This is a genomic window from Streptomyces sp. NPDC088910 (genome assembly GCF_044749865.1).
Classification (GTDB): Bacteria; Actinomycetota; Actinomycetes; order Streptomycetales; family Streptomycetaceae; genus Actinacidiphila.
This window is the reverse complement of sequence record NZ_JBIVIV010000001.1, coordinates 866,270-886,743: the sequence shown is the minus strand read 5'-3', so window position 1 is coordinate 886,743 and position 20,474 is coordinate 866,270. Positions and strand designations below refer to the sequence as shown.

Below are 20,474 nucleotides of genomic sequence, written 5' to 3'. Positions count from 1 at the left end.
GCGGCCCCGCCGGCGTTCGCGGGCGAGGTGCGCCAGGCGAATATGCCAGGTCAAGGAGTGGTTGACGCGCATAGACAAGGTCGGGCAGTCTCATGAGTCCGTGAACCCCCCATGGGAGGCATGATGTTGAGACGGTACGTCCGTGCATTACTCGCTATTGTCATGTTTGCGTCAGCTATCCTCGTCGGAACCGCCGTGACGGCGGGCAGCGCCCATGCGGCCGGCTGCTACTCCTGGGGCCGCACCCTCAGCCAGGGCGCGAGCGGTGAGGACGTCCGCCAGCTCCAGATCCGGATCGCCGGATACCCCGGCTACGGCGCGGTGCTGGCGACCGATGGCCAGTTCGGGCCGGCGACCAAGTCCGCCGTCGTGCGTTTCCAGCAGGCGTACGGCCTCACGGCGGACGGCATCGCCGGGCCGCAGACCTTCGCGAAGATCGGCGCGCTCCAGGACACCGACTGCACCCCGATCCACTTCACCTTCGGCGAGATGAACCGCTGCAACACCACCTGGGCGGGCGGCGCGGTCAGTGCGGCCACCGCCCGTGACAACGCCCTGCGGCTCATGTGGAAGCTGGAGGCGCTGCGCCACGCGCTGGGCGACCAGCCGCTCAACACGAGCAGCGGCTTCCGCTCAGCGTCGTGCAACAGCGCCGTCGGCGGGGCCGCGAACAGCAACCACATGTACGGCCGTGCCGTCGACCTGATCGGCTCACCGAGCTACTGCCGCATCGTGCAGGAGGCCCGCTACCACGGCTTCAACGAGATCCTCGGCCCCGGCTACCCGGGCCACAGCACCCACGCCCACCTAGGCGACCAGAGCTCCCGCTACTGGAGCGCCTCCTCCTGCGGAATCTGACCCCCGCGCCCCGTGGCCGACGCTCCCCCTCCGCCTCGGCCACGGGGTTCCGCACCGCCCGGATCCGGCGGCGGCGTTCGAGCAGGAGCGCGAACTCTCCGAGGACGACCACGGGTTCGGGACCATGACGAGGAGGGGCCGTTCATGCGCCCCTTGACCGACGCGGAGGTCCGCGCCTGGTGCCCCGGCGGCCGTCCCACCGAGGCCGAGTGGACCGCCGCGGTGTCGGACCGCGGCGACCTCTACCCCGACCGCGCGGCGGGCAACTGCACCGTCCTCTACGACGCCGACGGCAGGCCGGTCTCGATCGGTTACTGGGGCGTCACGGCGGACTGACTGCGGCGAGTCGCGGCGGGGCGGGGCGGGAGCCGGGCCGGGGCAGGCTCGGGCAGGACGGCTTCATCCGGGCAGGACTGCCTATCCGGGCCTCCGGACGGAGAACTCGTTGCCGTCGGGGTCGAGGAGCAGGACGTGGGCTCCGCCGTCGGTCTCCGCGGCCTCGGGGCGCGTGGCGCCGAGGGCGAGGAGGCGGTCGACCTCGGCGGAGCGGTCGGCGCCGGCGGGGAGGGCCAGTTCGAAGAAGAGGCGGTTGGTGCCGGTCTTGGGGGCGACGGGCGGGCCGCCCCAGGTGATCTTCGTACCGCCCTCGGGGGACTGGATCGCGGTCTCCTCGTCCTGGTCCCAGACCAGGGGCCACCGCAGGGCCTCGCTCCAGAAGCAGCCGACCTCGCGGGTGCCGTCGCAGGCCAGGGCGCCGATGACGCCGGTGTCGGCGAGGAATGTGTTGCCGGGCTCGATGACGCAGAATTCGTTGCCGTCAGGATCGGCGAGCACGACGTGCCCCTCTTCGGGGAGTTGGCCGATGTCGATGTGCTGTCCGCCCAGTTCCAGCGCCCTGGCCACCGTCTGCCGCTGGTCCTCGGCGGAGGCGCTCGTCAGGTCGAAGTGCGCTTGATTCTGGCGGGACTTGGGCTCCTGGCTCGGCAGGAAGCGGATACGGAAGCCGCCGGTCGCCCCGTCCGCGGCGGGCGGCACGATCGCGACACCGCCCTGCGCGTCCTCGTCCTCACCGGGGATCACCTCCCAGCCCAGCACCCCGGACCAGAACCTCGCCAGCCCCGTCGGCCGCGTCGCGTTGAAGCAGATCGCGAACAGTTCACTGCTCATACCCCGTACCTCTCCGATCCCTCGACGTCCGAGCCGCACCCTAGACACGCCCGTCCGGCCCCCGCACCCGGGTTTCCGCCCCGGGCGGCGACGCCGGGCCCCGGCCCCAAGGACCCCCACCGGCCCACCGGCCCACCGCGTGTCAGGGACTCAGGTGCTCGTGCAGCATCTTCCACGCCCCGTCCCGCTTCACGATCACGTTCGTGCCCCGCCCCTCCCCTGACCGGGGCTGCATCACGCGTGCGATGTCGTGGCTGTTGTTGGCCTGCTCATACCGCGCCATGAACGCCGTGAGCTCGGCTGCGGGATCCGACACGCGCCGGGCTCAGGCGCTCGGGTGGGCGGTGGCAGCGGTGTCGGCGGCGGTGTGCGCGTCGGCGTCGGCCTCGGCGTCGGCGTCGGCGTCGGCGAGGAGGATCGCGGCGACGGCGTCCGGGGCCTCGTGCATGGCGTCGTGGCCGGTCGGGAGGTCGTGGACCCGCCAGGCGGGGTCGGCCTGGAGGCGGGCGCGGAGGCCGGCGAAGGGCGTCCGGTTCTCCCAGCCCGAGCAGTAGACGAACTCGCGGCGGGGGACGCGGGCGACCGCGCCGGTCAGCCGGACCGTCTGGAGGAAGGCGGCGAGGGGATGGGGGCGGCGGCGGGGATCGCCGCCGTCCGGCGGCCGGACGGAGTAGCCGGTGGCCGCGGCACCGGCGGCGAACACCTCCCGGAAGTGGTCGTTCGTCGACGACCAGCACGAATCACCGTCGCGCGGTACGTAGGCGTCGAGGTGCACCAGCCGGGAGATCCGGCCCTCCGCGCGGTCGGCCGCGGCGGCGACCACCATCCCGGCGTAGCTGTGGCCGACCAGCGTCGCGCCGGTGACGCTGTGACGGTCCAGGCACCGCAGCACGTCGTCGGCGTGCGTGTCGAGACCGGCGGTCGCGACCGTCGCGCTGTCGTCGTCCGGCCGCAGACCGGTCAGGGTCAGGGCGTGCACGGTGTGCCCGGCGCGCTCCAACAGCGGGACCACCGCCTCGAACGACCAGGAGCCCTTCCACGCGCCGGGTACGAGGACGAACGTCGCCATGTGCTTCTCCTTCTCCGGGTGACACGCGGCCCGGCCGGGCGCTCGGCGCGCCGCGGGACCACTGCGTACAGAGCCAGTCTCACGGGGGCAGGCGGTGGCGTGGTACCGCTACGATGCCAAGTCATGCCCGTTCGCCGCCAACCTCGCCCGGCCGCCGGTGTGACGTCCCATGTGTGGCCGTCCGGCGGGCGCCACCTCTGGCCGTCCGGCGAGGCGAGCGAGGTGCGGTCGCACCCACGCGGGCACCTGGTGTACGCGGCCAGCGGCGTCCTGGCGGTCCACACCGAGCGCGGCACCTCGATCGTGCCCGCCGACCGGGTCGCCTGGACCCCGGCGGGGTTCACGCACCACCACCGCGCTCACGGCGTCACCGACATGCGGATCGTCTTCCTCACGCCGTCCCTCGCCCGGCTCCTGCCCGGCCACCCCGCCGTGTTCCTCGCCTCCGGCCTCGCCCGCGAGGTCCTGCTCGCCCTGACCGGACCCCGCGCGCACGACGCCGACGTGCCCGCGCACAGCCCCGCCGCGCGCGCCCGCCTCCTGCGCGTCCTCGTCGACGACCTCCAGGAAGCGCACGAACAGCCTCTGCACCTGCCGGAGCCCGCGGACGACCGGCTGCGAGCCGTCGCCCGGATCCTCTACGAGAACCCGGCGGACAACTCCACGCTGGCCGAACTCGGCAGGACGATCGGCGCCAGCCCCCGCACCCTCAGCCGGCTCTTCCACGACGAACTCGCCATGACCTTCTACGAGTGGCGCACCCAACTGCGCATCCACCACGCCCTCGTGCTCCTCGCCGATGGCCACGACACCCTCCGCACCGCCGCCGCCTGCGGATGGGCCAACCCCAGCGGCTTCATCGCCGCCTTCACCGCCATCCTCGGCACAACCCCCGGCCGCTACCGGACCAACCGCCCCGCCCCCAGGCCGCCTTCGGCGTCGTGAAGCGGAGACTCGTCATCGCGACCAAGGTCGTCGCCACGGCTCGATTCCGGTCCTGGCTCGTCACTCAGGCACGGGGTCGCGCCCACGGCGGCATCGCCGTGGCCCCCGCTGTCGCGCCTGCGGCTGTCAGGGCTTGATGACGACGGAGCGCACGATCTTGTCGGCGAAGGTCTGCCGCTTTTCGTCCCACAGCGGCCACAGATAGCCGAGCCCGCAGCAGACGGCGTCGAGGATGTGCAGGAGCCAGCGGCCGAAGGCCCTCCCGACGCCGAGGACTTGCCCGTCGGCCTCGCGTAGGAGGTGGATGCCGACCACCTTTTTTCCGGGGGTCTGCCCGGTGGTGCCCGCCACGTAGCTCAGGCCGATGGCAATCAGGAGGACGAGAAGCGCGCCCCACTGGGCGGCTGCCGGCGTGCTGCCCAGCGCGTACCAGACGATGCGTTCGGGCACGTACATGATGATGCCGTCGATCAGTGCCGCCGCTACCCGTCGGCCCCACGACGCCAGTGGCGGCATCCCGCCCACCGGCACCTGCCCGTACACAGCCTGATCCGTAGGCCCCCCACGGGGATATTCCGGCAACTCATTTCCCGAGCCCGGTTGTTGCGGCGCAAGCACCCCGTCCACGCCCGTTCCGCCGCTACTTCCACCGCCAGGCTGAGACGCCCCTCTGTCATCCACGGAGTGGAGTAAAGCAGATCATGCCCACGAGCGATCACCCCCTCCGCATGGAAGGACTCCCTCCGGATATGCCCGTGGTCTCCATCGTCCGCCCACCCGCCAGAAGACCCCTTTATGCACCCTTGACCTGAGCATGTACATCACATGTAAGATCTGCGAACTTGTGGGAATTCTGTGGCTCCGGGTGGGGACTTTGGGGCTGGGGTGGGGGAGAGCTCTGTGCTGAGCAGGCGTGCGCGCAGGTCGTTGATTGCTGCCGTGGCGGCGGTAATGGTGACGGGCGGCCTCGCGCCCTTGTGTGCGGGCGGGCAGGCGTTCGCCGCTCCTCCTTCGCAGACAGCGGAGAAGTCCCCGCAGGGAAAGGCCGCTTCGGCCCTCACCGAGGACGCCGCGAAGGCACAGGCCGCGTCCACCGGGGCAGATGTGGAGATCACGTCGCTGCGGTCGGAGTCGAGCGAGACGTACGCCACGGCCGATGGCCAGTTCGAGGTGGTGGAGCACGTCCGGCCGGTGCGTGCCCGGATTCGCGGCGGGTGGCAGCCGGTTGACAACACTCTGACCGCGACGGCGCAGGGAACGGTGGTCCCGAACGCGACGACCGTGGGGATCACCTTCTCCGGCGGCGGCAGCAGCCCGTTGGTGTCGCTGGACAACGCGGGCAAGAAGCTGGCGTACACGTGGCCCGCGCTGCTCCCCGTGCCGACGCTCGACGGGGACACGGCCACGTACGAGAACGTTTTCCCTGACATCGATCTGCGGATGCCGGCCGAAGCGGCGAAGAACCCGGCGCTCGCCCAACTGAAACTGGGAGTTCAGACGCAGGGGCTGAGTCTGGCCGAGTCGGCCTACGGTGGCCTGGAGGCGACCGACGAGGCGGGCGGCGGTTCGCAATCGAGGCACCGCAGCCGGTGATGTGGGACTCGGCGAGCCCGACGGGCACGCAGACGGCCACCAAGACCGCAGGAAGCCGGGCGGCTTCTGCCGAGGAGACGGCGGGAGCGGCCGATGAGCACGGTCCCGGTGACGCTTCGGCAGTCGCGCCGATCGATGTCGAGGTGTCGGCCGACGGCAGTGAACTGCATCTGACGCCCGACCAGAACATGCTGGCCGACGCGGGCACCCGCTTCCCGGTGTTCATCGACCCGCAGACGTACACGCCGAAGGCGTCGTCGTGGACGATGGTCTCGCGGTACTGGGCGTCCTCACCGCAGTGGCGGTTCAACGGGGACTCCGACGCGGGTGTCGGCTACTGCGGCTGGGACTACTGCGCCCCGTACGACCTGAAGCGGCTGTTCTACCAGTTCTCCACGTCGAAGTTCATCGGCAAGACGATCGTCAAGGCCACTTTCGTCGGGCATGAGACGCACTCGGCGAGCTGCGACAAACGCGTGGTCGAGCTGTGGCGGACCAAGCCGATCAGCTCGTCGACGACGTGGAACACGCAGCTCGCCAGCGGATTCTGGGCAGACGCGCTCGGCACGGCCGATGTCGCCAAGGGCGGCGGTTCGGGATGCCCGGCCGGTGACGTGGAGTTCGAGGCCACGGACGGTGTGAAGTACGCGGTCTCTCACGGCTCTTCCACGGCCACGTTCGGTCTCAAGGCGACGGAAGAGGGGGACAAGTACGCGTGGAAGCGGTTCTCCGACGACGCGTTCCTGCGGGTGAAGTACAACAAGCCGCCGACGCAGATCAAGATGTCGCAGTTGTCGATGAATCCGGGCGGGACGTGCAATCCGCTCGGGAGCTCCACGCGGTTTGTGCCCACGGTCTCGGCGGTGAACGTCACCGACCCCGACGGAGACCACGTCGCCGTTCAGTTCGCGCTTCTGTGGGATGCGAGCAGAGGTACGAACCGGACGACGCACTGGACGTCAGCGTGGACGACGGCCAAGGCCTCGGGCTCCAGTTTCTCGATCGCCCTCCCCTCGACCATCCCGGAGAACCTCAAGATCGGGTGGACGGTACGTGTGGCGGACTACGACGAGGAAAATCGGTACAGCTACTCCCCCTGGTCGTACGACGGGGCCGCGACCGCTTGCTACTTCGTCTACGACACCAGCGCACCGGCAAGCCCGACGATCACCTCCGGCGACTACCCGCCGATCAACGTCAACGATCCGCTGGACCCGAGCTATGACGGTGTCGGCCGGTATGGCACCTTCACCATCTCCTCTCCCACCGACAGCAGCACCACGAAGTACTGGTACGGGGTGAACGAAGAGCCGTCATCGGCCAACGTGATCACCACCACCGCGGGCGCGGCCAAGACGATCAAGTTCCGCCCCACGAAATCCGGTGTCAACATCGTCTATGCCTCCACACTCGACTCGTTGGGCAACAAGCGCGCGCCGACGTCGTACATGTTCAAGGTGAAGGCCGGCCAGCCGGCCAGGGCCGCGTGGAAGTTGGACGACCCGGCCGGTGCGACCGCCGCCGAAGGCAGTGGCGGAGAGCGGACACTCGACATCGCGGGCAACCCCACGCTGGGTGTTCCGGGCGCCGTGGGCAATGCGGTCACGTTCGACGGGATCGACGACTACCTGTACTCCGACATCCCCACGGTGCACACGTCGTATGGGTTCTCGGTCGCCGCGTGGGTGAATCTGTCCACGATGCCGGGCTCCTCGGCGGTGGTGGCCGCGCAACCCGGCAACAACAGCCCCGGGTTCGAGCTGTACTACAACAAGACGACCGACCGCTGGGCGTTCAACCAGTACACGGCCGACGCCACGACGGCGACACCGGTCGAGGCGGCACAAGCGGCAGGTGGCGGAGTCCATGCGGACGAGTGGGTTCACCTGGCGGGCGTCTACGACTCGGCGGCGGATCTGATGACCCTCTACGTCAACGGGGCCGTGGCGGGTACGAAGGCGTACGCCACCCCATGGGACGCCCGCCGAGGACTGCAGATCGGCGCGGGCTCCCACAGCGGAAGCCCGACCTCCTTCTTCCCCGGGTCCATCGATGACGTACGGATCTACGACAAGCCCCTGGTACAGAACGACGTCACCAGGCTGGCCAACAAGCAGCCGCTGGACACCGGACGCCCAGCCCGAGCCGTCTTCTCCCTCGACGAGGGAGCGACGCAGGACGACGGCGCTGCCACCACGGTGATCAGCGGACACGCAGACGTGCAGGCCGCCGCGTACAAGGGCGGGGCGACGCCCGGTCAACCAGGTGTCTACGGCAACGCACTGACGCTCGACGGAGTCGACGACTACGCGGCCACTACGTTCCCGCACGTCAACGCAGTCGACAGTATGTCCGTGGTGGCGTGGGCGAAGCTCTCGGTCAAGCCCGACCACGGCGCGGTCGTCGTGACCCAGGCAGGGTCCTCACGTCCGAGTTTCGAGATCTACTACTCCAACGCACTCGGCTGGACGTTCGGCCAGTTCACCACGGACGCTCCCAGCGCCACACTGGTCCGGGCCGCACAAGGCGACACAACGAAATCCCCGGCCGGTGTGTGGACGCAGTTGGTCGGCACCTATGACGGTATCGCCGATGAGATGCAGTTGTACGTGAACGGCGTCCATGTGACCACCACCAGCTTCGCCACCCCCTTCTACAGCACTGGCGGCGTACAGATCGGTGCGAGTTCATTCGACCATGTCGCGGGGGACTTCTTCCCCGGACAGATCGATGACGTCCAGCTCTTCGACCGGGCGCTGTCCGGTCCCGAGGTGTCCGACCTGTACCGGTCCAGGCCGATCGTGGAAGGCCGCTGGACGCTGGACACCGCCACCGGGTCCACGTCTCCCGATGACCTGCCCACCGCGGCGGACCGGCACCCGCTGACCCTCGGAGCCGGGGCCCACATCGACACCGACAGCACCAATTACATGGTGGGTTCCGGCGGCCTGAAGCTGGACGGCACGAGCAGCAGCTACGCCTCCACTGCCGCCTCGCCGATTCACACCAACACCAGCTTCACCGTCAGCGCGTGGGTCAAAGGACCGCGGCCGACATCGCCACGGACCGTGCTGAGCCAGGCGGGTGTGAAGAACTCCGCCTTCGCCGTGCGCTACGTCCCTGACCCGGACGACCCGAACGCCGGGCGATGGCAGTTGGACATGGCCACCACAGACGACAGCGCCGCGAAACACTCTCTCGCAGAGCACACCAATTTCCAGGACGACGGCTGGAGCAACATCACCGTGGTCTACGACGCCTTCGCTGCGCAGATGCGCCTGTACGTCGACGGCGGACTGCGTCAGTCGGTGTGTGCGGACGACGACGGCGACGGCACGCAGAACGACCCGACGTGTACGACGAAGGTGTCCTGGAACTCCGACGCGCATCCCTTCGACGCGACCAAGGGCCTGCAGATCGGGCGCTCCCTGAACGGCGGCGTCTTCGGCGAGAACTGGTCGGGCGCGATCGACGACGTGTGGGTCTTCCAAGGCGCCGCCAACGACGAGCAGATCGCAATTCTGGCCAATGGAAACGCGATCCCCACCAACCCTGGCCCCTGACCGGCCATGGCGGGGTGGCCGCACCAACTGTGCGGCCACCCCGCAGAGCAGTCCCAGTACCACCCTTTTGACCACGACCTTTCGGCGGACTGCCCCGAACCGGGGCGAGGGGGCATGGCTTGTGCGGCCCAGGACGGATTTCATGATGAAGCGGGCAAGGACAGCGACGACTTCTGCGGGCATGAGACGACGGATTCGCCGCAGGATCGCCGCAGTCGTCTCCGGCGCCCTGATCGCCACCCTGTTGCAAGGGGCGGTCCTCCCTGTGGCGGAAGCCGACGACATGCCGGGAATCCCGGCGTCGGAGAAGGCACTCAGCGGCCACGACGTGAAGATGGCACCCCGCCAGACCAAGGGTGCGCCTGGCATCCCCCAGCGGACGCCGAAACAGAACTGGCCGAAGGCCAGTACCGCGCAGGTGACACTCCCCGCCCCGGGAAAGACCGCCACCGCCGTCCGCGCCGGAAGCACCGCGGTGGCGCTCACCACCGCGACCGCACAGACCGCCCGGGCGAAGACGGCGAGTACGCCCCTGGAAGGCGCCGCCACCGTGCGGGTGCTTGACCATCAGGCCGCCCAGCGGGCCGGCGTGGACGGCATGCTCTTCTCTGTCAGCCGCCAGAACGCAGCCCGCGGGAACGCGGTGGGACTGACCGTGGACTACAGCGCCTTCTCCCAGGCCTACGGAGGCGGTTACGCCGCCCGGGTCCGACTGGTGCAGCTCCCGGCCTGCGCGGCCACCACGCCTGAAGAGCCGTCCTGCTCCACGCGTACTCCCGTTCCGGCCCGCAACGACCCGGCTGCCCACAGCCTTACCGCGGCATCGGTAGGCGTGCCTGCCGCGGGCCAGTCGCTGCTGCTCGCCGTGGCCACCGGGACATCGAGCGATCACGGTGACTACAAGGCGACGCCGCTGTCGTCGTCCGCGACGTGGAACGCCAACCTGAACACTGGTGACTTCACCTGGTCCTATCCGATGCCCACACCGGATGTGCCAGGAAAATTCACTCCGACTGTCAAGCTCGCCTACTCCTCCGACTCTTTGGACGGACGTACGTCCAACTCCAACAATCAGGCGTCCTGGGCCGGCGACGGTTTCAACCTCTGGTCCGGTTCGATCGAGCGCAGTTACAAGCCATGCGCCGACGACAACGTGAAGAACGCCGACGGGAAGGCTCCCGGCGACCTGTGCTGGGCCTATGACAACGCGACGCTCTCCTTCAACGGGCACGCAGGAGAGCTCATCGCAACGGGAACCAACACCTTCCGTCTCAAGGGCGACGACGGCACCAAGATCGACCGCGTCTACGGTGACACGAACAACGTCCGGGCCAACGGGGCGCGCAACGACGAGTACTGGAAGGTGACGACCACCGACGGTACCCGCTACTACTTCGGCTACAACCGGCTGCCCGGCTGGGCCACCGGCAACGCAGTCACCAACTCGGCCTGGACCGTGCCGGTCTACGGCGACGACTCCGGTGAGCCCTGCAACGCGGCCACATTCGCCAACTCCTGGTGCCAGCAAGGCTGGCGCTGGAATCTCGACTACGCGGTCGACGTCCACGGCAACGCCATCGCCTACTTCTACAACAAGGAGACCAACACCTACGCCCGCAACCTGAAGCCCGCCGACGAAACCGCGTACGACCGCGGCGGCAGCCTCGACCACATCGAGTACGGGCTACGGGACAGTTCCGTCTACTCCGCCAAGGCACTCGCCCGTGTCGACTTCGCCTCAGCCGAGCGCTGCATCCCCGAAACCGGCGTCACCTGCGACGCGGGCACGATCAACGACAAGTCGTTCTACTGGTACGACACCCCGTGGGACCTGAACTGCGCCGCGGGCGCGGACTGCACGAAGTCCGCGTCCCCCACGTTCTGGACCCGCAAGCGCCTCACCGACGTCACCACCCAAGTCCTCAAGCCGGACAGCAGTGGCTACAACCCCATCGACACCTGGCACCTGGACCAGGGCTGGGGCATGGCGGACATCGACTACCAACTGCTCCTCAAGTCGGTCAAGCACACCGGCAAGTCGGCCACTCCGAACATCTCCCTGCCGCCGGTCACCTTCGGATACGACCAGCGCACCAACCGCCTCAAACAACCCGGCGACGACACGGCACCGTTCATCAAGGAGCGGCTGGCCACAGTCGTCGACGAATCCGGCGGACAACTCGACGTCACCTACTCCGCGGCCACCTGCGACGCTGCCCACCTGCCGACGCCGGCGTCCAACACCACCCGCTGTTTCCCGGTCTACTTCACCAAGCAGGGCGACACGGATCCCACTCTGCAGTGGTTCAACAAATACGTCGTCGACACCGTCGTCCGGACCGACCGCACCAAATCGTCGCCGGACATGGTCACCCGCTACTCCTACCTCGACGGGGCGGCCTGGCACTACGACGACGATGAAGGGCTCACCAAGGAGAAGTACAAGACCTGGTCGACCTGGCGCGGCTACGGCCACGTCCGGGTCCAGACCGGCGGTCAGGACCCGGTCGGTATGAAGACCCAGACCGACCACTACTTCCTGCGAGGCATGGACGGCGACAAGGGCGGCACCAACCCGGTCACCGTCTCCGACGACCACGGCGGCACCATCACCGACAGCGACCCGGTGGCGGGCTTCGAGTACAAGACCGAGCAGTACAGCGCGCCGGGCGGCAAGGTCTTGTCGAAGACCGTCAACACCCCCTGGTTCCACGAGACGGCCAAGCGGGTGCGGGACTGGGGCACGACCACGGCCGACCTCACCGGTACCGCGAACACTCGCACCTGGGCCTCGCTGGACAACGGCGCGGGAACCACCTGGCGGCAGACCTACAAGGTCAACAGCTTCGAGAACAGCGCCGGGCGCGTCGTCAAGACCGATGACTTCGGTGACGAAAGCACTCCCGCCGACGATCAGTGCACCCGCGTCACCTACGCGGACAACACCAGCGTGTGGCTGCTCACCGCCGTCGCGCGCAGCGAGACCGTTGCCGTCAACTGCTCCGCCACCCCGAACCGGGCCAAGGACGTTCTCTCCGATGTCCGCACGGCCTACGACGGACTCGACTACGGTGTCGCGCCCACCAAGGGCGACGCCACCCACATGGCATCCCTGAAAAGCCATGACGGCAGCAAAGCTACCTACCTTGAGGCCGGCGCCACATACGACAGCACCTACGGTCGGCCTCTGACCGCGACGGACCTCACCGGTACTGTCACCGCCACCGAAACCACGAGCCCGGTCCGGACCAACCGCACTGACGGTCGGACGATGACCACGGCCTACGCCCCGGCGACAGGCTTTCCGACGACCGTAACCGTGACTTCGCCGCCAGCGGTGCCAGGCACGGCGTCGACCTCACAGGCGACGAAGACCACCTACGACACGCTGCGCGGCCTGCCCCTCACAGCGCTGGACACCAATAACAAGCGCACCGACATGACGTACGACGCCCTCGGCCGCAGTCTGAAGGTCTGGCTGCCCGACCGGTCCAAGGCCAACAGCGACATCCCGAACTACCAGTTCGTCTACACCATCACCGACACCAAACCGATCTCGGTCGCCACCAAAACGCTCAAGAGCGACGCCGGGCAGCAGACCTCCTACGCCCTGTACGACGGGTTCCTTCAGCCGCGGCAGACCCAGGCGCCCGGCCCGAACGGCGGACGCCTGGTCACCGACACCTTCTATGACGAGCGCGGCCAGGCAGTCATGACCTTCGCTCCGTACTACAACACCAGCGCGCCTTCCACAGAACTGCTGAAGCTCGATGACGCTCTCGGTGTCGAGACCCAGACCCGCAACACCTACGACGGCCTGGGCCGCGTCGTCCAGACCCAGCAGGTTTCGGGCAACAGCGGCGGCGGTGGCATTCTGGCAACCACCAGCACCACGTACGGCGGCGACCGCGTTACGGTCACGCCGCCGAGGGGAGCCACTCCGACCACCACGGTGGTCGACGCACGCGGCCGAACCACCGACCTGCTCCAGTACCACGCAGCCACCCCCACCGGAGCGGCCGACACGACCCATTACGGCTACACGCCCGCCGGGAAGCTGGAGAAGATCACCGACCCGTCGGGCACTGTCTGGTCCTACGGATACGACCAGCGTGGCAACCAGACCAGCGCGCACGACCCGGACAAGGGTGACACCTCCTCGGTCTTTGACGACCGCAACCAGCTCGTCTCCACCACCGATGCCAACCACCAGACGATCACGCATGTGTACGACGGCCTGGGCCGCGAGACCGAGACCCATGACGGCACCGCGACCGGACCGCTGCTGACCAGGCACGTCTGGGATCCGTCCGACTACAAAGGCCAACTCGCCTCCGCCACCCGCTACGTCGGCGGAGCCACCGGGACCGCGTACACCACCACGTACAACATCTACGACGCCCTCTACCGGCCCAACCGGATCACCACCACTATCCCGTCGGTCACCGGCGAGGAAACACTGGCCGGGTCATACCAGACCAACGTCAAGTACAACGCCAACGGCACACTCCAGTCGACCGGCTACCCCGCGGCCGGCTCCCTGGCCGCCGACGTCCTGGTGCCCACGTACGACGACGTGCTGCGCCCGGTCAAGCTCACCGGAACCGGCGGCACCACATACCTCACCGATGCCGTCTACAGCTTCACCGGCAAGCCGCTCCAGTACACCTACCAAAGCGGCGGCAAGAAGACCCAGGTCACCAACACCTACCAGTGGGGCACACAGCGCCTGGCCAACGCGCGCGTCGACCGCGAGGACGTCCCCGGCACCGACAAGTCCTCCACCTACGGGTACGACGAAGCCGGCAACGTCACCTCGATCAACGACGTCTCGCGCGACGGCACCGACAATCAGTGCTTCACCTACGACTACCTCGGCCGTCTCACCGAGACCTGGGCCCAGACGGCCGCCACCTGCGGCGACCCCAGCGCCGCGCTTCTCGGCGGACCGGCCCCCTACTGGCAGTCGTACACCTACGACCTCAGCGGCAACCGCAAGACCGAAACACTCCACGACCCCAACGGGGTGACGGCCAACGACGTCCACCGCGCCTACATCAATCCGAGCGCGACAGCGGCGCGGCCGCACACTCTCAGCGAAGTCGACACCACCGGAGCGACTGGAACAGCGGCCGACTACTACACCTACGACGCCACAGGGAATACCGCCACCCGCACTGTCGGCGGCGACAAGCAGACCTTGATCTGGGACGCCGAGGGCCATCTCGCCAAGGTCACCGAGGACGACGGAAACGGTGGCACCAAGACCGTCGTCTCCTACGTCTACGACGCAGACGGAAACCGCCTGATCACCCGCACCGCCACCGACACCACCGTCTACCTCGGCTCCACCGAGATCACCCTGACCAAGGGCGCCATCAAGGCCAAGGCCACCCGCTACTACGACCTCGGCGGCGGCACCCAGGCCATCCGCACCGACGACAACAAACTCAGCTTCCTCATCGGCGACCACCTCGGCACTGCCCAACTGGCCATCTCCGCAACCGACCTGGCCATGCAGCAGCGCCGTTCCACCCCCTTCGGCGGAGCCCGCGGCACCCCGCCGGCCAACTGGCCCGGCAGCAAGGGCTTCATCGGCGGCACCATCGACCAGGGCACCGGCCTCACCCACCTAGGCGCCCGCGACTACGACCCCGCCACCGGCCGCTTCATCAGCGCCGACCCCATCCTCGACACCGCCGACCCGCAGCAGATGAACGGCTACAGCTACAGCAACAACAGCCCGGTCACCTACAGCGACCCCACCGGCCTGCAACGGAGCGACAAGGACGGCAGTAGCGGTTCGTGCAGCCAACAGGCAGGATCCGGTGAATACGCCTGCCACGACAATCCGGACCCCCGGGGCGACGACATCGACACCGAAGACCTGGTCGCCAGGGAAGCCCATGGGGACGACGTCAACCACGACGGGCGTTCCACCATATTCCCAGGAGTCGACATTCCGACCGATTGGGACAAGAAATATGTATTCATTCAGCATTGGAATGAATATCTCAAGGAGATGTGCCACGGGCAGGTGGACGTCTACTGCGTGGGCGGCGACGACGTCAGCAGCACCCAATATGAGCTAAGCAATATCAAAATGGCGGTCTGCGCCGAGATTCACGGCTGCCCGCACAATGTATCTTCGCTGCTTTCGACGATCATGGCCGGGGTGGCCGCATTCGGAGCTGCAGGCAAGGACGGGGCGGTCGGCGGATGGGGGAAGAGTAAACCAGGGAAATGCAGTTTCACTCCGTCGACCGAGGTTCTGCTCGCCGATGGGAAGGCCAAGGCCATCGGCAAGATTCAGCCCGGTGACACGGTAGAAGCGGCAGACCCGGACACCGGAAAACACCAAGGCACCCGCACCGTCACGGCCACACATGTCAATCACGACGACGACCTCGTCGATCTGACCGTGGAAACCGCTCCAGGCCACACCTCCGTCCTCCACACCACATCCAAACACCCCTTCTGGGACGACACCACCCACGCCTGGACCCCCGCCGCCCGCCTGACCCCCGGCCACTCCCTGGAAACCGCCAGCAACACCCACGTCGTCATCAAGTCCGTGCACCCTCTGCCGGGCGCAGCCGACATGTACAACCTGACCGTCGAGCAACTACACACGTACTATGTACTCGCCGGAAACACACCGGTCCTGGTCCACAATTGCAGCATCATTGATGAACCGCATGTTCATGTCTCCAGCCTGAATGAAGCGAGGAATATCGCTCGTGCGTCAGCAGGGCTGGGTGATGACGCCATCCCCTTCCAGCAGGAGCTTGGCCCTCTGAAGGGGAAATACACCTCGGGGATGCAGAGTCCTGACGGGCTGCGCGGCTGGCGGATGGACTTTGATCCCGACCCCGCCTCGCGCAAGGGCGTTCACGTCAACTGGTGGGATAGGACGAGCGGCCCGAAGCGAAATTCTGGCTGGAAGGGTGGGGCTGTTATTATTGATGGAGCAACCGAAGGCGACTTCCGTCAAATGATCAGTCACTTCCCATGGAACTGAGTTTATACGTGAACTACATCGACAGTGAGCACTTGGCGGACTGGGTGTCCTCAGGTCGTGCTTCAGTGGCCTCAGTTGACGTCTGTGCGGCCTTCCATGATGAACTCATCACGTTTCCTTGGCTGCCCACGCGCCTCGATTGGAGAACTCTTCGGCATGTGACACTTGATGTCGCCGAGGTGGGTGAAAAGAATATTGTGGCCGCGTTCACACAAAGTGGGATTCTTCTTCGCTCCCACCTGCTTGCACTTTTCGCGCCGGATCAGCCTGGGCTAATCTGCGCAATGGAGGATGGTCTGAAAAATCTAGATCATATCTACTGGAAGGCCCCGGGGGTCCGATACTTTTGCGGCGTTGACCTGGAGGCAGGGTTCCCGCGATATGATTATGGAAATTTCGGCGAATTCGACGGGTTCTCCAAAGTGACATTGCGCAGTTTTGTAAAATTCGAGGACTGATCGCATTGGAGTAATGCGGAAGCCCCACCGGATCTGTTTCCGGTGGGGCTTCCGTGGTGTCTGACGGCAGTAGTTGACGGCAACGTCAGCGGACGGGTGCTGCACAAAGCGGTGGGTCGTCGCCGTCGTCGGGGTCGGTGGCCGGTCTCGGAGGGCTTGCCGAGGGTACGGCCGAGGAGGTCGATGGCGTCGCGTTGGAGGCGGAGTCGGACGTGGGCGTAGACGGTGGCGGTGACGCCGATGTGGGCGTGGCCGAGGAGTTCCTTGATGACGATGAGTTCGACGCCCTGTTCCAGGAGGAGTGTCGCGGTCGAGTGGCGGAGGTCGTGGAAGCGAATCTGGCGAAGGCGGGCGCGGCGGAGCAGGGCGTTGAAGTGGCGGGTGAGGGTGGCGGGTTCGATGGGGTGGCCGTCGGGCCGAGTGAAGACGTGGCCGCTGTCCACCCAGCCCGCGCCGGCCTTCTCCTTCTCCTGGGCTTGCTGCTGGCGGTGGGCGCGGAGTGAGAGCAGGCAGGGGGCCGGGAGGGCGATGCGGCGTTCGGAGCTGACTGTATTGGTGGGCAGGGTGGTCAATCCGCCGGTGCGTGTGCGCCGGAGGGTGCGGCGGATGCTGGCGGTGCCGCTGCCGTGGTCGAGGTCTTCCCAACGAAGGCCGAGGAGTTCGCCCTTCCGGAGCCCGGTGCGCAGGGCGAGTTCGAACAGGGCGTGGAGGCGGTGGCCCTGGGCGGCGGTGAGGAAGGTGCGGGCCTCGTCGGCGGTGAGGGGTTCGAAGCGGCGGGATCGGGGTGTGCCGGTGCGGACGTTGCGGGCGACGTTGCGCGGGATCTCTTCCTCGCGTACCGCGTGTTCCAGGGCGGACTTGAGGACGGAGTGCACGTAGGCGAGGGTCAGGGGCGAGAGCCGCTTGGAGCAGCACTTTCCGGCAGCGCAGCAGAGGGGCTGGTCGCGGGCGGTATCGAGGCCGGGGGTGCGGCATCGGCAGGTGGTGCGGAGCTGGTTGAGCCAGGTGCGGATGTCCTTGGCGGTGAGCTTGACGAGCTACTTCCGCCCGAGGCCGAGGGTGAGGTAGATCCGGGCAACGGCGGTGTAGCGGGTGTGGGTGTTCTCCCGGAGTTGGTGGACGGCGACAGCATCGAGCCAGTACGTCAGGTACGCAGCCCTGCGCGGACGGGATGGGGAGGCCACGGTTGCTGGCGGCGATCTTCTCGGTGAGCTTGGCCAGGGCCTCTTTGCGGGTAGTGCCGTAGACGCGGATGCGGCGGTGGGTGTCGCCGGGGGCGAGGACGTATCCGGCGGCTTCCCAGCGGTTGTCCCTGCGCTGGTAGACGGTTCCGTCGCCGTTGGCGCGGGTCCGTCGGGAGGCGGGGGTGTCGCGGGGTGTGGTCTGGCGGCGTCCTGTTCGAGTCGGGTGCGGATGAAGTCCGTGAGGGCGTGTGCGGGGATGCGGCGGGCGCGGCCGAGGGTGATCGAGTCGAGTTGCCGGGTGCGGAGCAGGTCGTAGACGGCGGAGCGGCCGAGTTGGAGGCGAGCCATGACCTGGGGGATCGTCAGCAGTTCCTGCATCGGACGCACCGCCGGGTGTAGGGCGGAGAAGTCGTGGTCATCAGCAGCCGCCTTCGGCCGCGAAGTGGCGTTGAAGTTCCCTGCGGTGCCAGACGTCAGCGGCGAGGAGGGGGGCGCCGGGGCTGTAGCCCGAGCCGAGGTAGCCCCAGTGGCCGAAGACGAGAGTCGTGTCCGCATCGGAATCGGGGAGGCCGGCGTGGGCGCTGGCCTGTTCGGTGCGCCAGGTGCGGCGGGCGTCGCGGCCAGACCTTTCGTCGTCGGGTCGCTGCCCTTGTACTCGCGGAAGGAGGTCGCGTAGCACACGTACTATGTGCTGGCGGGTGAGACGTCGGTCCTCGTTCACAACGACTACGGATGTCGAATCTTTGGGTCCCAGTCGTCTTCCGGCCGGTTGAACGCGCCCAATACTCAGAGCGTCTACATCATCAAGACGAATGATGGAAAGGTGTATGTCGGGTCGGCGACCAAGGCGAACACTATTCACGTCAGAATCCATCGTGCATTTAGTGATCGCAGGCATGCTATCGGTAGTGCCGGATACAGTTCTTCTGACGTCCGAGAGATTGACCGGATTGAGATTCCCGGTGGCAATGATGTGCTGATATACCAGCATGAGCAGAGTCTGATCGACTACTGCGGAGGTGTTGGTGGAGGGTCGCTCTTGGAACGCGCGGTAGGAATTTGGTATGACTCAAAGACCTTCTCGATACTGGCGCGATGAAGCGGCGAAAGAGGCTCGCGCGGTTGTTGAAGGAAGGCTGAGCCCTGATTGCACTTCCTTCGCCGGTGTATATTTAACGCAGAGCGAGGCCGGTGCTGGCGAGTTGGCCGTTCGACATGGCGTGAGTCGCTATGAGGTTACCGATAGGTGGCGACAGGGGTGATTGGAGCCGCCCATTGGATTCCCCGTCAACGGGCCTGAAGTACATTTGGCCCGTGCGGACACTTCATGTCGTCACGTCTGACGTGAGCTCTGCCACCCGTCGATGTGCCCGTTGCCCGACGACCCCCTCGCGTCGGGCAACGGGCACGTTCGGGATACGGATCAGCGCCCCCGCGTGCCGCCGACCGGTACCCATTCCCCCTGGTGTTCCCCCGGGTGTTCCCGTGGTGCGCCGGCGACGTCCTCCCCGGTCGTCGGCGCGTCCGCCGTGGCCCCCGCCACGATCCGGACTGCCTCCGCGGTCGCCATGAGTCCCCCGTACAGCTCATGCCAACCGGTCGTGCCCCCAACGCCCTTGCCCCCCTCGGGCTCGGGCGGGTCGTTCATCGTGCGGTCACTCTCGTTCAGGTATGCCAGCATCCTTTCGTGCGGTGAATCCCCTCGATTCGGTTTCGACACGTGCATCCTCCCTGTCTCCCCCTGTTCTTCGTGTCGGGATTAGATCCCGACTCGGGACCACGGTGAAAGTGATCCGTGGTCCCGAGAAGCAGACCTATTCCGCGCGCCATTCCTCCTCCGGGCCGATGCCTAAGGCCAGTCGGGTGGCCTTCTTCAGGTCCTTGCTGACGGTCGCGGGCGAGACGCCCAGGTGGGCGGCGATCTCGACCCCGCTCAGGCCCCACACATGGGTCAATTCCCATATGGTGTACGGGCGTTCGTGGCCGATCGCGGCTCGTACGGCGGCGAGGAGTTCGATGAACTCCAGTGAGGCCGTGAGATGGTCCGCGGCGGGGCGGCCGAGAACGCCGGGCCACAGGACGCCTTCGGGGAGTTCCCCGGTCGGGTCCTCGTAGCGCGTACCGAGCCGGTTGTAGTGCGACTTGAGCTTGTTGCGGGCGACCACCGTCGCGAAGACGATCACCGGCTTCTCGAAGACGGTGCCCTTGCGGTACTCCAGGATGACGGCGATGCACGCCTCCTGCGTGATGTCCTCGGCGAGGACCGCGTCCCGGGTCAGTCGCCTGACCGCCCTGAGCAGGCGGGGATGTACCTCCTTCAGTTCTGCCTCGATGAGCCCTTCCAGCTCCTCCGACAGCCGTTTCGGCGGCGGTACGGCGCTCGTCGTCATGGCCCCCGAGCCTTGTCCCATGTCCTCCGCTCCATTCGATCTGCGGGTCGCCCCGCGTTGCCGGACATGGAGTAGGACGCGCGAGGCGCCGGATTCTTTCCACCGCCCCCGAAAGGGCTGGGCTTCAAGAATCCGGCGCCTCACACGCCCCTAGAGGCATGGACACACGACATGCGACCGACTCCGCCGACCCGGCCGAAGTCCTCGCCGACTTCGCACCAGGCGC

At 67.3% G+C, this 20,474-nt stretch carries 12 protein-coding genes and 2 pseudogenes; 6 read left to right on the top strand and 8 right to left on the bottom strand.

Annotation, left to right across the window (positions count from 1 at the left end; translation table 11 throughout):
• Window positions 1–123: 123 nt before the first annotated feature.
• A complete protein-coding gene (locus ACIP4Z_RS03700; protein WP_391160552.1) occupies window positions 124–858 on the top strand; it encodes a D-Ala-D-Ala carboxypeptidase family metallohydrolase in 735 nt (244 codons plus the stop codon).
• Between the two features lie 144 nt (window positions 859–1,002).
• Window positions 1,003–1,194 (top strand): hypothetical protein, encoded by a 192-nt coding sequence (locus tag ACIP4Z_RS03695; RefSeq protein ID WP_401304819.1) that lies wholly within the window; start codon window positions 1,003–1,005, stop codon window positions 1,192–1,194.
• Between the two features lie 81 nt (window positions 1,195–1,275).
• On the opposite strand, the gene ACIP4Z_RS03690 is transcribed toward ACIP4Z_RS03695, so the two are convergent.
• From ACIP4Z_RS03690 to ACIP4Z_RS03680, 3 genes are all read right to left on the bottom strand, one after another.
• Complete coding sequence (locus ACIP4Z_RS03690) at window positions 1,276–2,025, bottom strand: VOC family protein (protein ID WP_355336961.1); 750 nt, start codon at window positions 2,023–2,025, stop codon at window positions 1,276–1,278.
• Between the two features lie 142 nt (window positions 2,026–2,167).
• Window positions 2,168–2,341 carry a nuclear transport factor 2 family protein gene (locus ACIP4Z_RS03685; protein WP_401304816.1) on the bottom strand — a complete coding sequence of 58 codons (174 nt, stop codon included), beginning with the start codon at window positions 2,339–2,341 and terminating at the stop codon, window positions 2,168–2,170.
• Window positions 2,342–2,350: 9 nt separating this feature from the next.
• The gene (locus ACIP4Z_RS03680) at window positions 2,351–3,094 is read right to left on the bottom strand and encodes an alpha/beta fold hydrolase (protein WP_391160546.1); all 744 of its coding nucleotides are present in this window, start codon (window positions 3,092–3,094) and stop codon (window positions 2,351–2,353) included.
• A gap of 123 nt (window positions 3,095–3,217) precedes the next feature.
• Between ACIP4Z_RS03680 and ACIP4Z_RS03675 the strand changes: the two genes are divergently transcribed.
• A complete protein-coding gene (locus tag ACIP4Z_RS03675) occupies window positions 3,218–4,039 on the top strand; it encodes an AraC family transcriptional regulator (protein WP_401304814.1) in 822 nt (273 codons plus the stop codon).
• A gap of 126 nt (window positions 4,040–4,165) precedes the next feature.
• Here ACIP4Z_RS03675 and ACIP4Z_RS03670 read toward each other — a convergent pair whose 3' ends face one another.
• The gene (locus ACIP4Z_RS03670; protein WP_401304812.1) at window positions 4,166–4,582 is read right to left on the bottom strand and encodes an RDD family protein; all 417 of its coding nucleotides are present in this window, start codon (window positions 4,580–4,582) and stop codon (window positions 4,166–4,168) included.
• 357 nt (window positions 4,583–4,939) lie between these two features.
• Here ACIP4Z_RS03670 and ACIP4Z_RS03665 point away from each other — a divergent pair, with 357 nt between their 5' ends.
• The 3 genes from ACIP4Z_RS03665 to ACIP4Z_RS03655 are packed head-to-tail and all read left to right on the top strand — an operon-like array spanning window position 4,940 to window position 16,216.
• On the top strand, window positions 4,940–5,632 hold the full coding sequence (locus ACIP4Z_RS03665; protein WP_401304810.1) for a hypothetical protein: 693 nt from the start codon (window positions 4,940–4,942) through the stop codon (window positions 5,630–5,632).
• A complete protein-coding gene (locus tag ACIP4Z_RS03660) occupies window positions 5,632–9,195 on the top strand; it encodes a LamG-like jellyroll fold domain-containing protein (RefSeq protein ID WP_401305047.1) in 3,564 nt (1,187 codons plus the stop codon). The genes ACIP4Z_RS03665 and ACIP4Z_RS03660 overlap by 1 nt, the downstream gene beginning before the upstream one ends.
• The gene (locus tag ACIP4Z_RS03655) at window positions 9,161–16,216 is read left to right on the top strand and encodes a polymorphic toxin-type HINT domain-containing protein (protein ID WP_401304808.1); all 7,056 of its coding nucleotides are present in this window, start codon (window positions 9,161–9,163) and stop codon (window positions 16,214–16,216) included. Before ACIP4Z_RS03660 ends, ACIP4Z_RS03655 begins: the two co-directional genes overlap by 35 nt.
• Before the next feature lie 604 nt (window positions 16,217–16,820).
• On the opposite strand, the pseudogene ACIP4Z_RS03650 reads toward ACIP4Z_RS03655, so the two are convergent.
• The 4 genes and pseudogenes from ACIP4Z_RS03650 to ACIP4Z_RS03635 all read right to left on the bottom strand — a co-directional run.
• Window positions 16,821–18,057 (bottom strand): annotated as a pseudogene (locus ACIP4Z_RS03650) (tyrosine-type recombinase/integrase); the annotation flags it as partial.
• Window positions 18,058–18,059: 2 nt separating this feature from the next.
• Window positions 18,060–18,236: pseudogene (locus ACIP4Z_RS03645) on the bottom strand (helix-turn-helix domain-containing protein); the annotation flags it as partial.
• A gap of 40 nt (window positions 18,237–18,276) precedes the next feature.
• The gene (locus ACIP4Z_RS03640) at window positions 18,277–18,849 is read right to left on the bottom strand and encodes a hypothetical protein (protein ID WP_401304806.1); all 573 of its coding nucleotides are present in this window, start codon (window positions 18,847–18,849) and stop codon (window positions 18,277–18,279) included.
• 823 nt (window positions 18,850–19,672) lie between these two features.
• Window positions 19,673–20,269 (bottom strand): RNA polymerase sigma factor, encoded by a 597-nt coding sequence (locus ACIP4Z_RS03635; RefSeq protein ID WP_401304804.1) that lies wholly within the window; start codon window positions 20,267–20,269, stop codon window positions 19,673–19,675.
• Between the last annotated feature and the right edge of the window lie 205 nt (window positions 20,270–20,474).

Bases quoted from the DNA above. Each gene is read 5' to 3' on its own strand.
- ACIP4Z_RS03700 (WP_391160552.1), top strand. From the start codon at position 124: ATGTTGAGACGGTACGTCCGTGCATTACTCGCTATTGTCATGTTTGCG.
- ACIP4Z_RS03695 (WP_401304819.1), top strand. From the start codon at position 1,003: ATGCGCCCCTTGACCGACGCGGAGGTCCGCGCCTGGTGCCCCGGCGGC.
- ACIP4Z_RS03690 (WP_355336961.1), bottom strand. From the start codon at position 2,025: ATGAGCAGTGAACTGTTCGCGATCTGCTTCAACGCGACGCGGCCGACG.
- ACIP4Z_RS03680 (WP_391160546.1), bottom strand. From the start codon at position 3,094: ATGGCGACGTTCGTCCTCGTACCCGGCGCGTGGAAGGGCTCCTGGTCG.
- ACIP4Z_RS03675 (WP_401304814.1), top strand. From the start codon at position 3,218: ATGCCCGTTCGCCGCCAACCTCGCCCGGCCGCCGGTGTGACGTCCCAT.
- ACIP4Z_RS03660 (WP_401305047.1), top strand. From the start codon at position 5,632: ATGTGGGACTCGGCGAGCCCGACGGGCACGCAGACGGCCACCAAGACC.
- ACIP4Z_RS03655 (WP_401304808.1), top strand. From the start codon at position 9,161: ATGGAAACGCGATCCCCACCAACCCTGGCCCCTGACCGGCCATGGCGG.
- ACIP4Z_RS03640 (WP_401304806.1), bottom strand. From the start codon at position 18,849: ATGCTGGTATATCAGCACATCATTGCCACCGGGAATCTCAATCCGGTC.
- ACIP4Z_RS03635 (WP_401304804.1), bottom strand. From the start codon at position 20,269: ATGGGACAAGGCTCGGGGGCCATGACGACGAGCGCCGTACCGCCGCCG.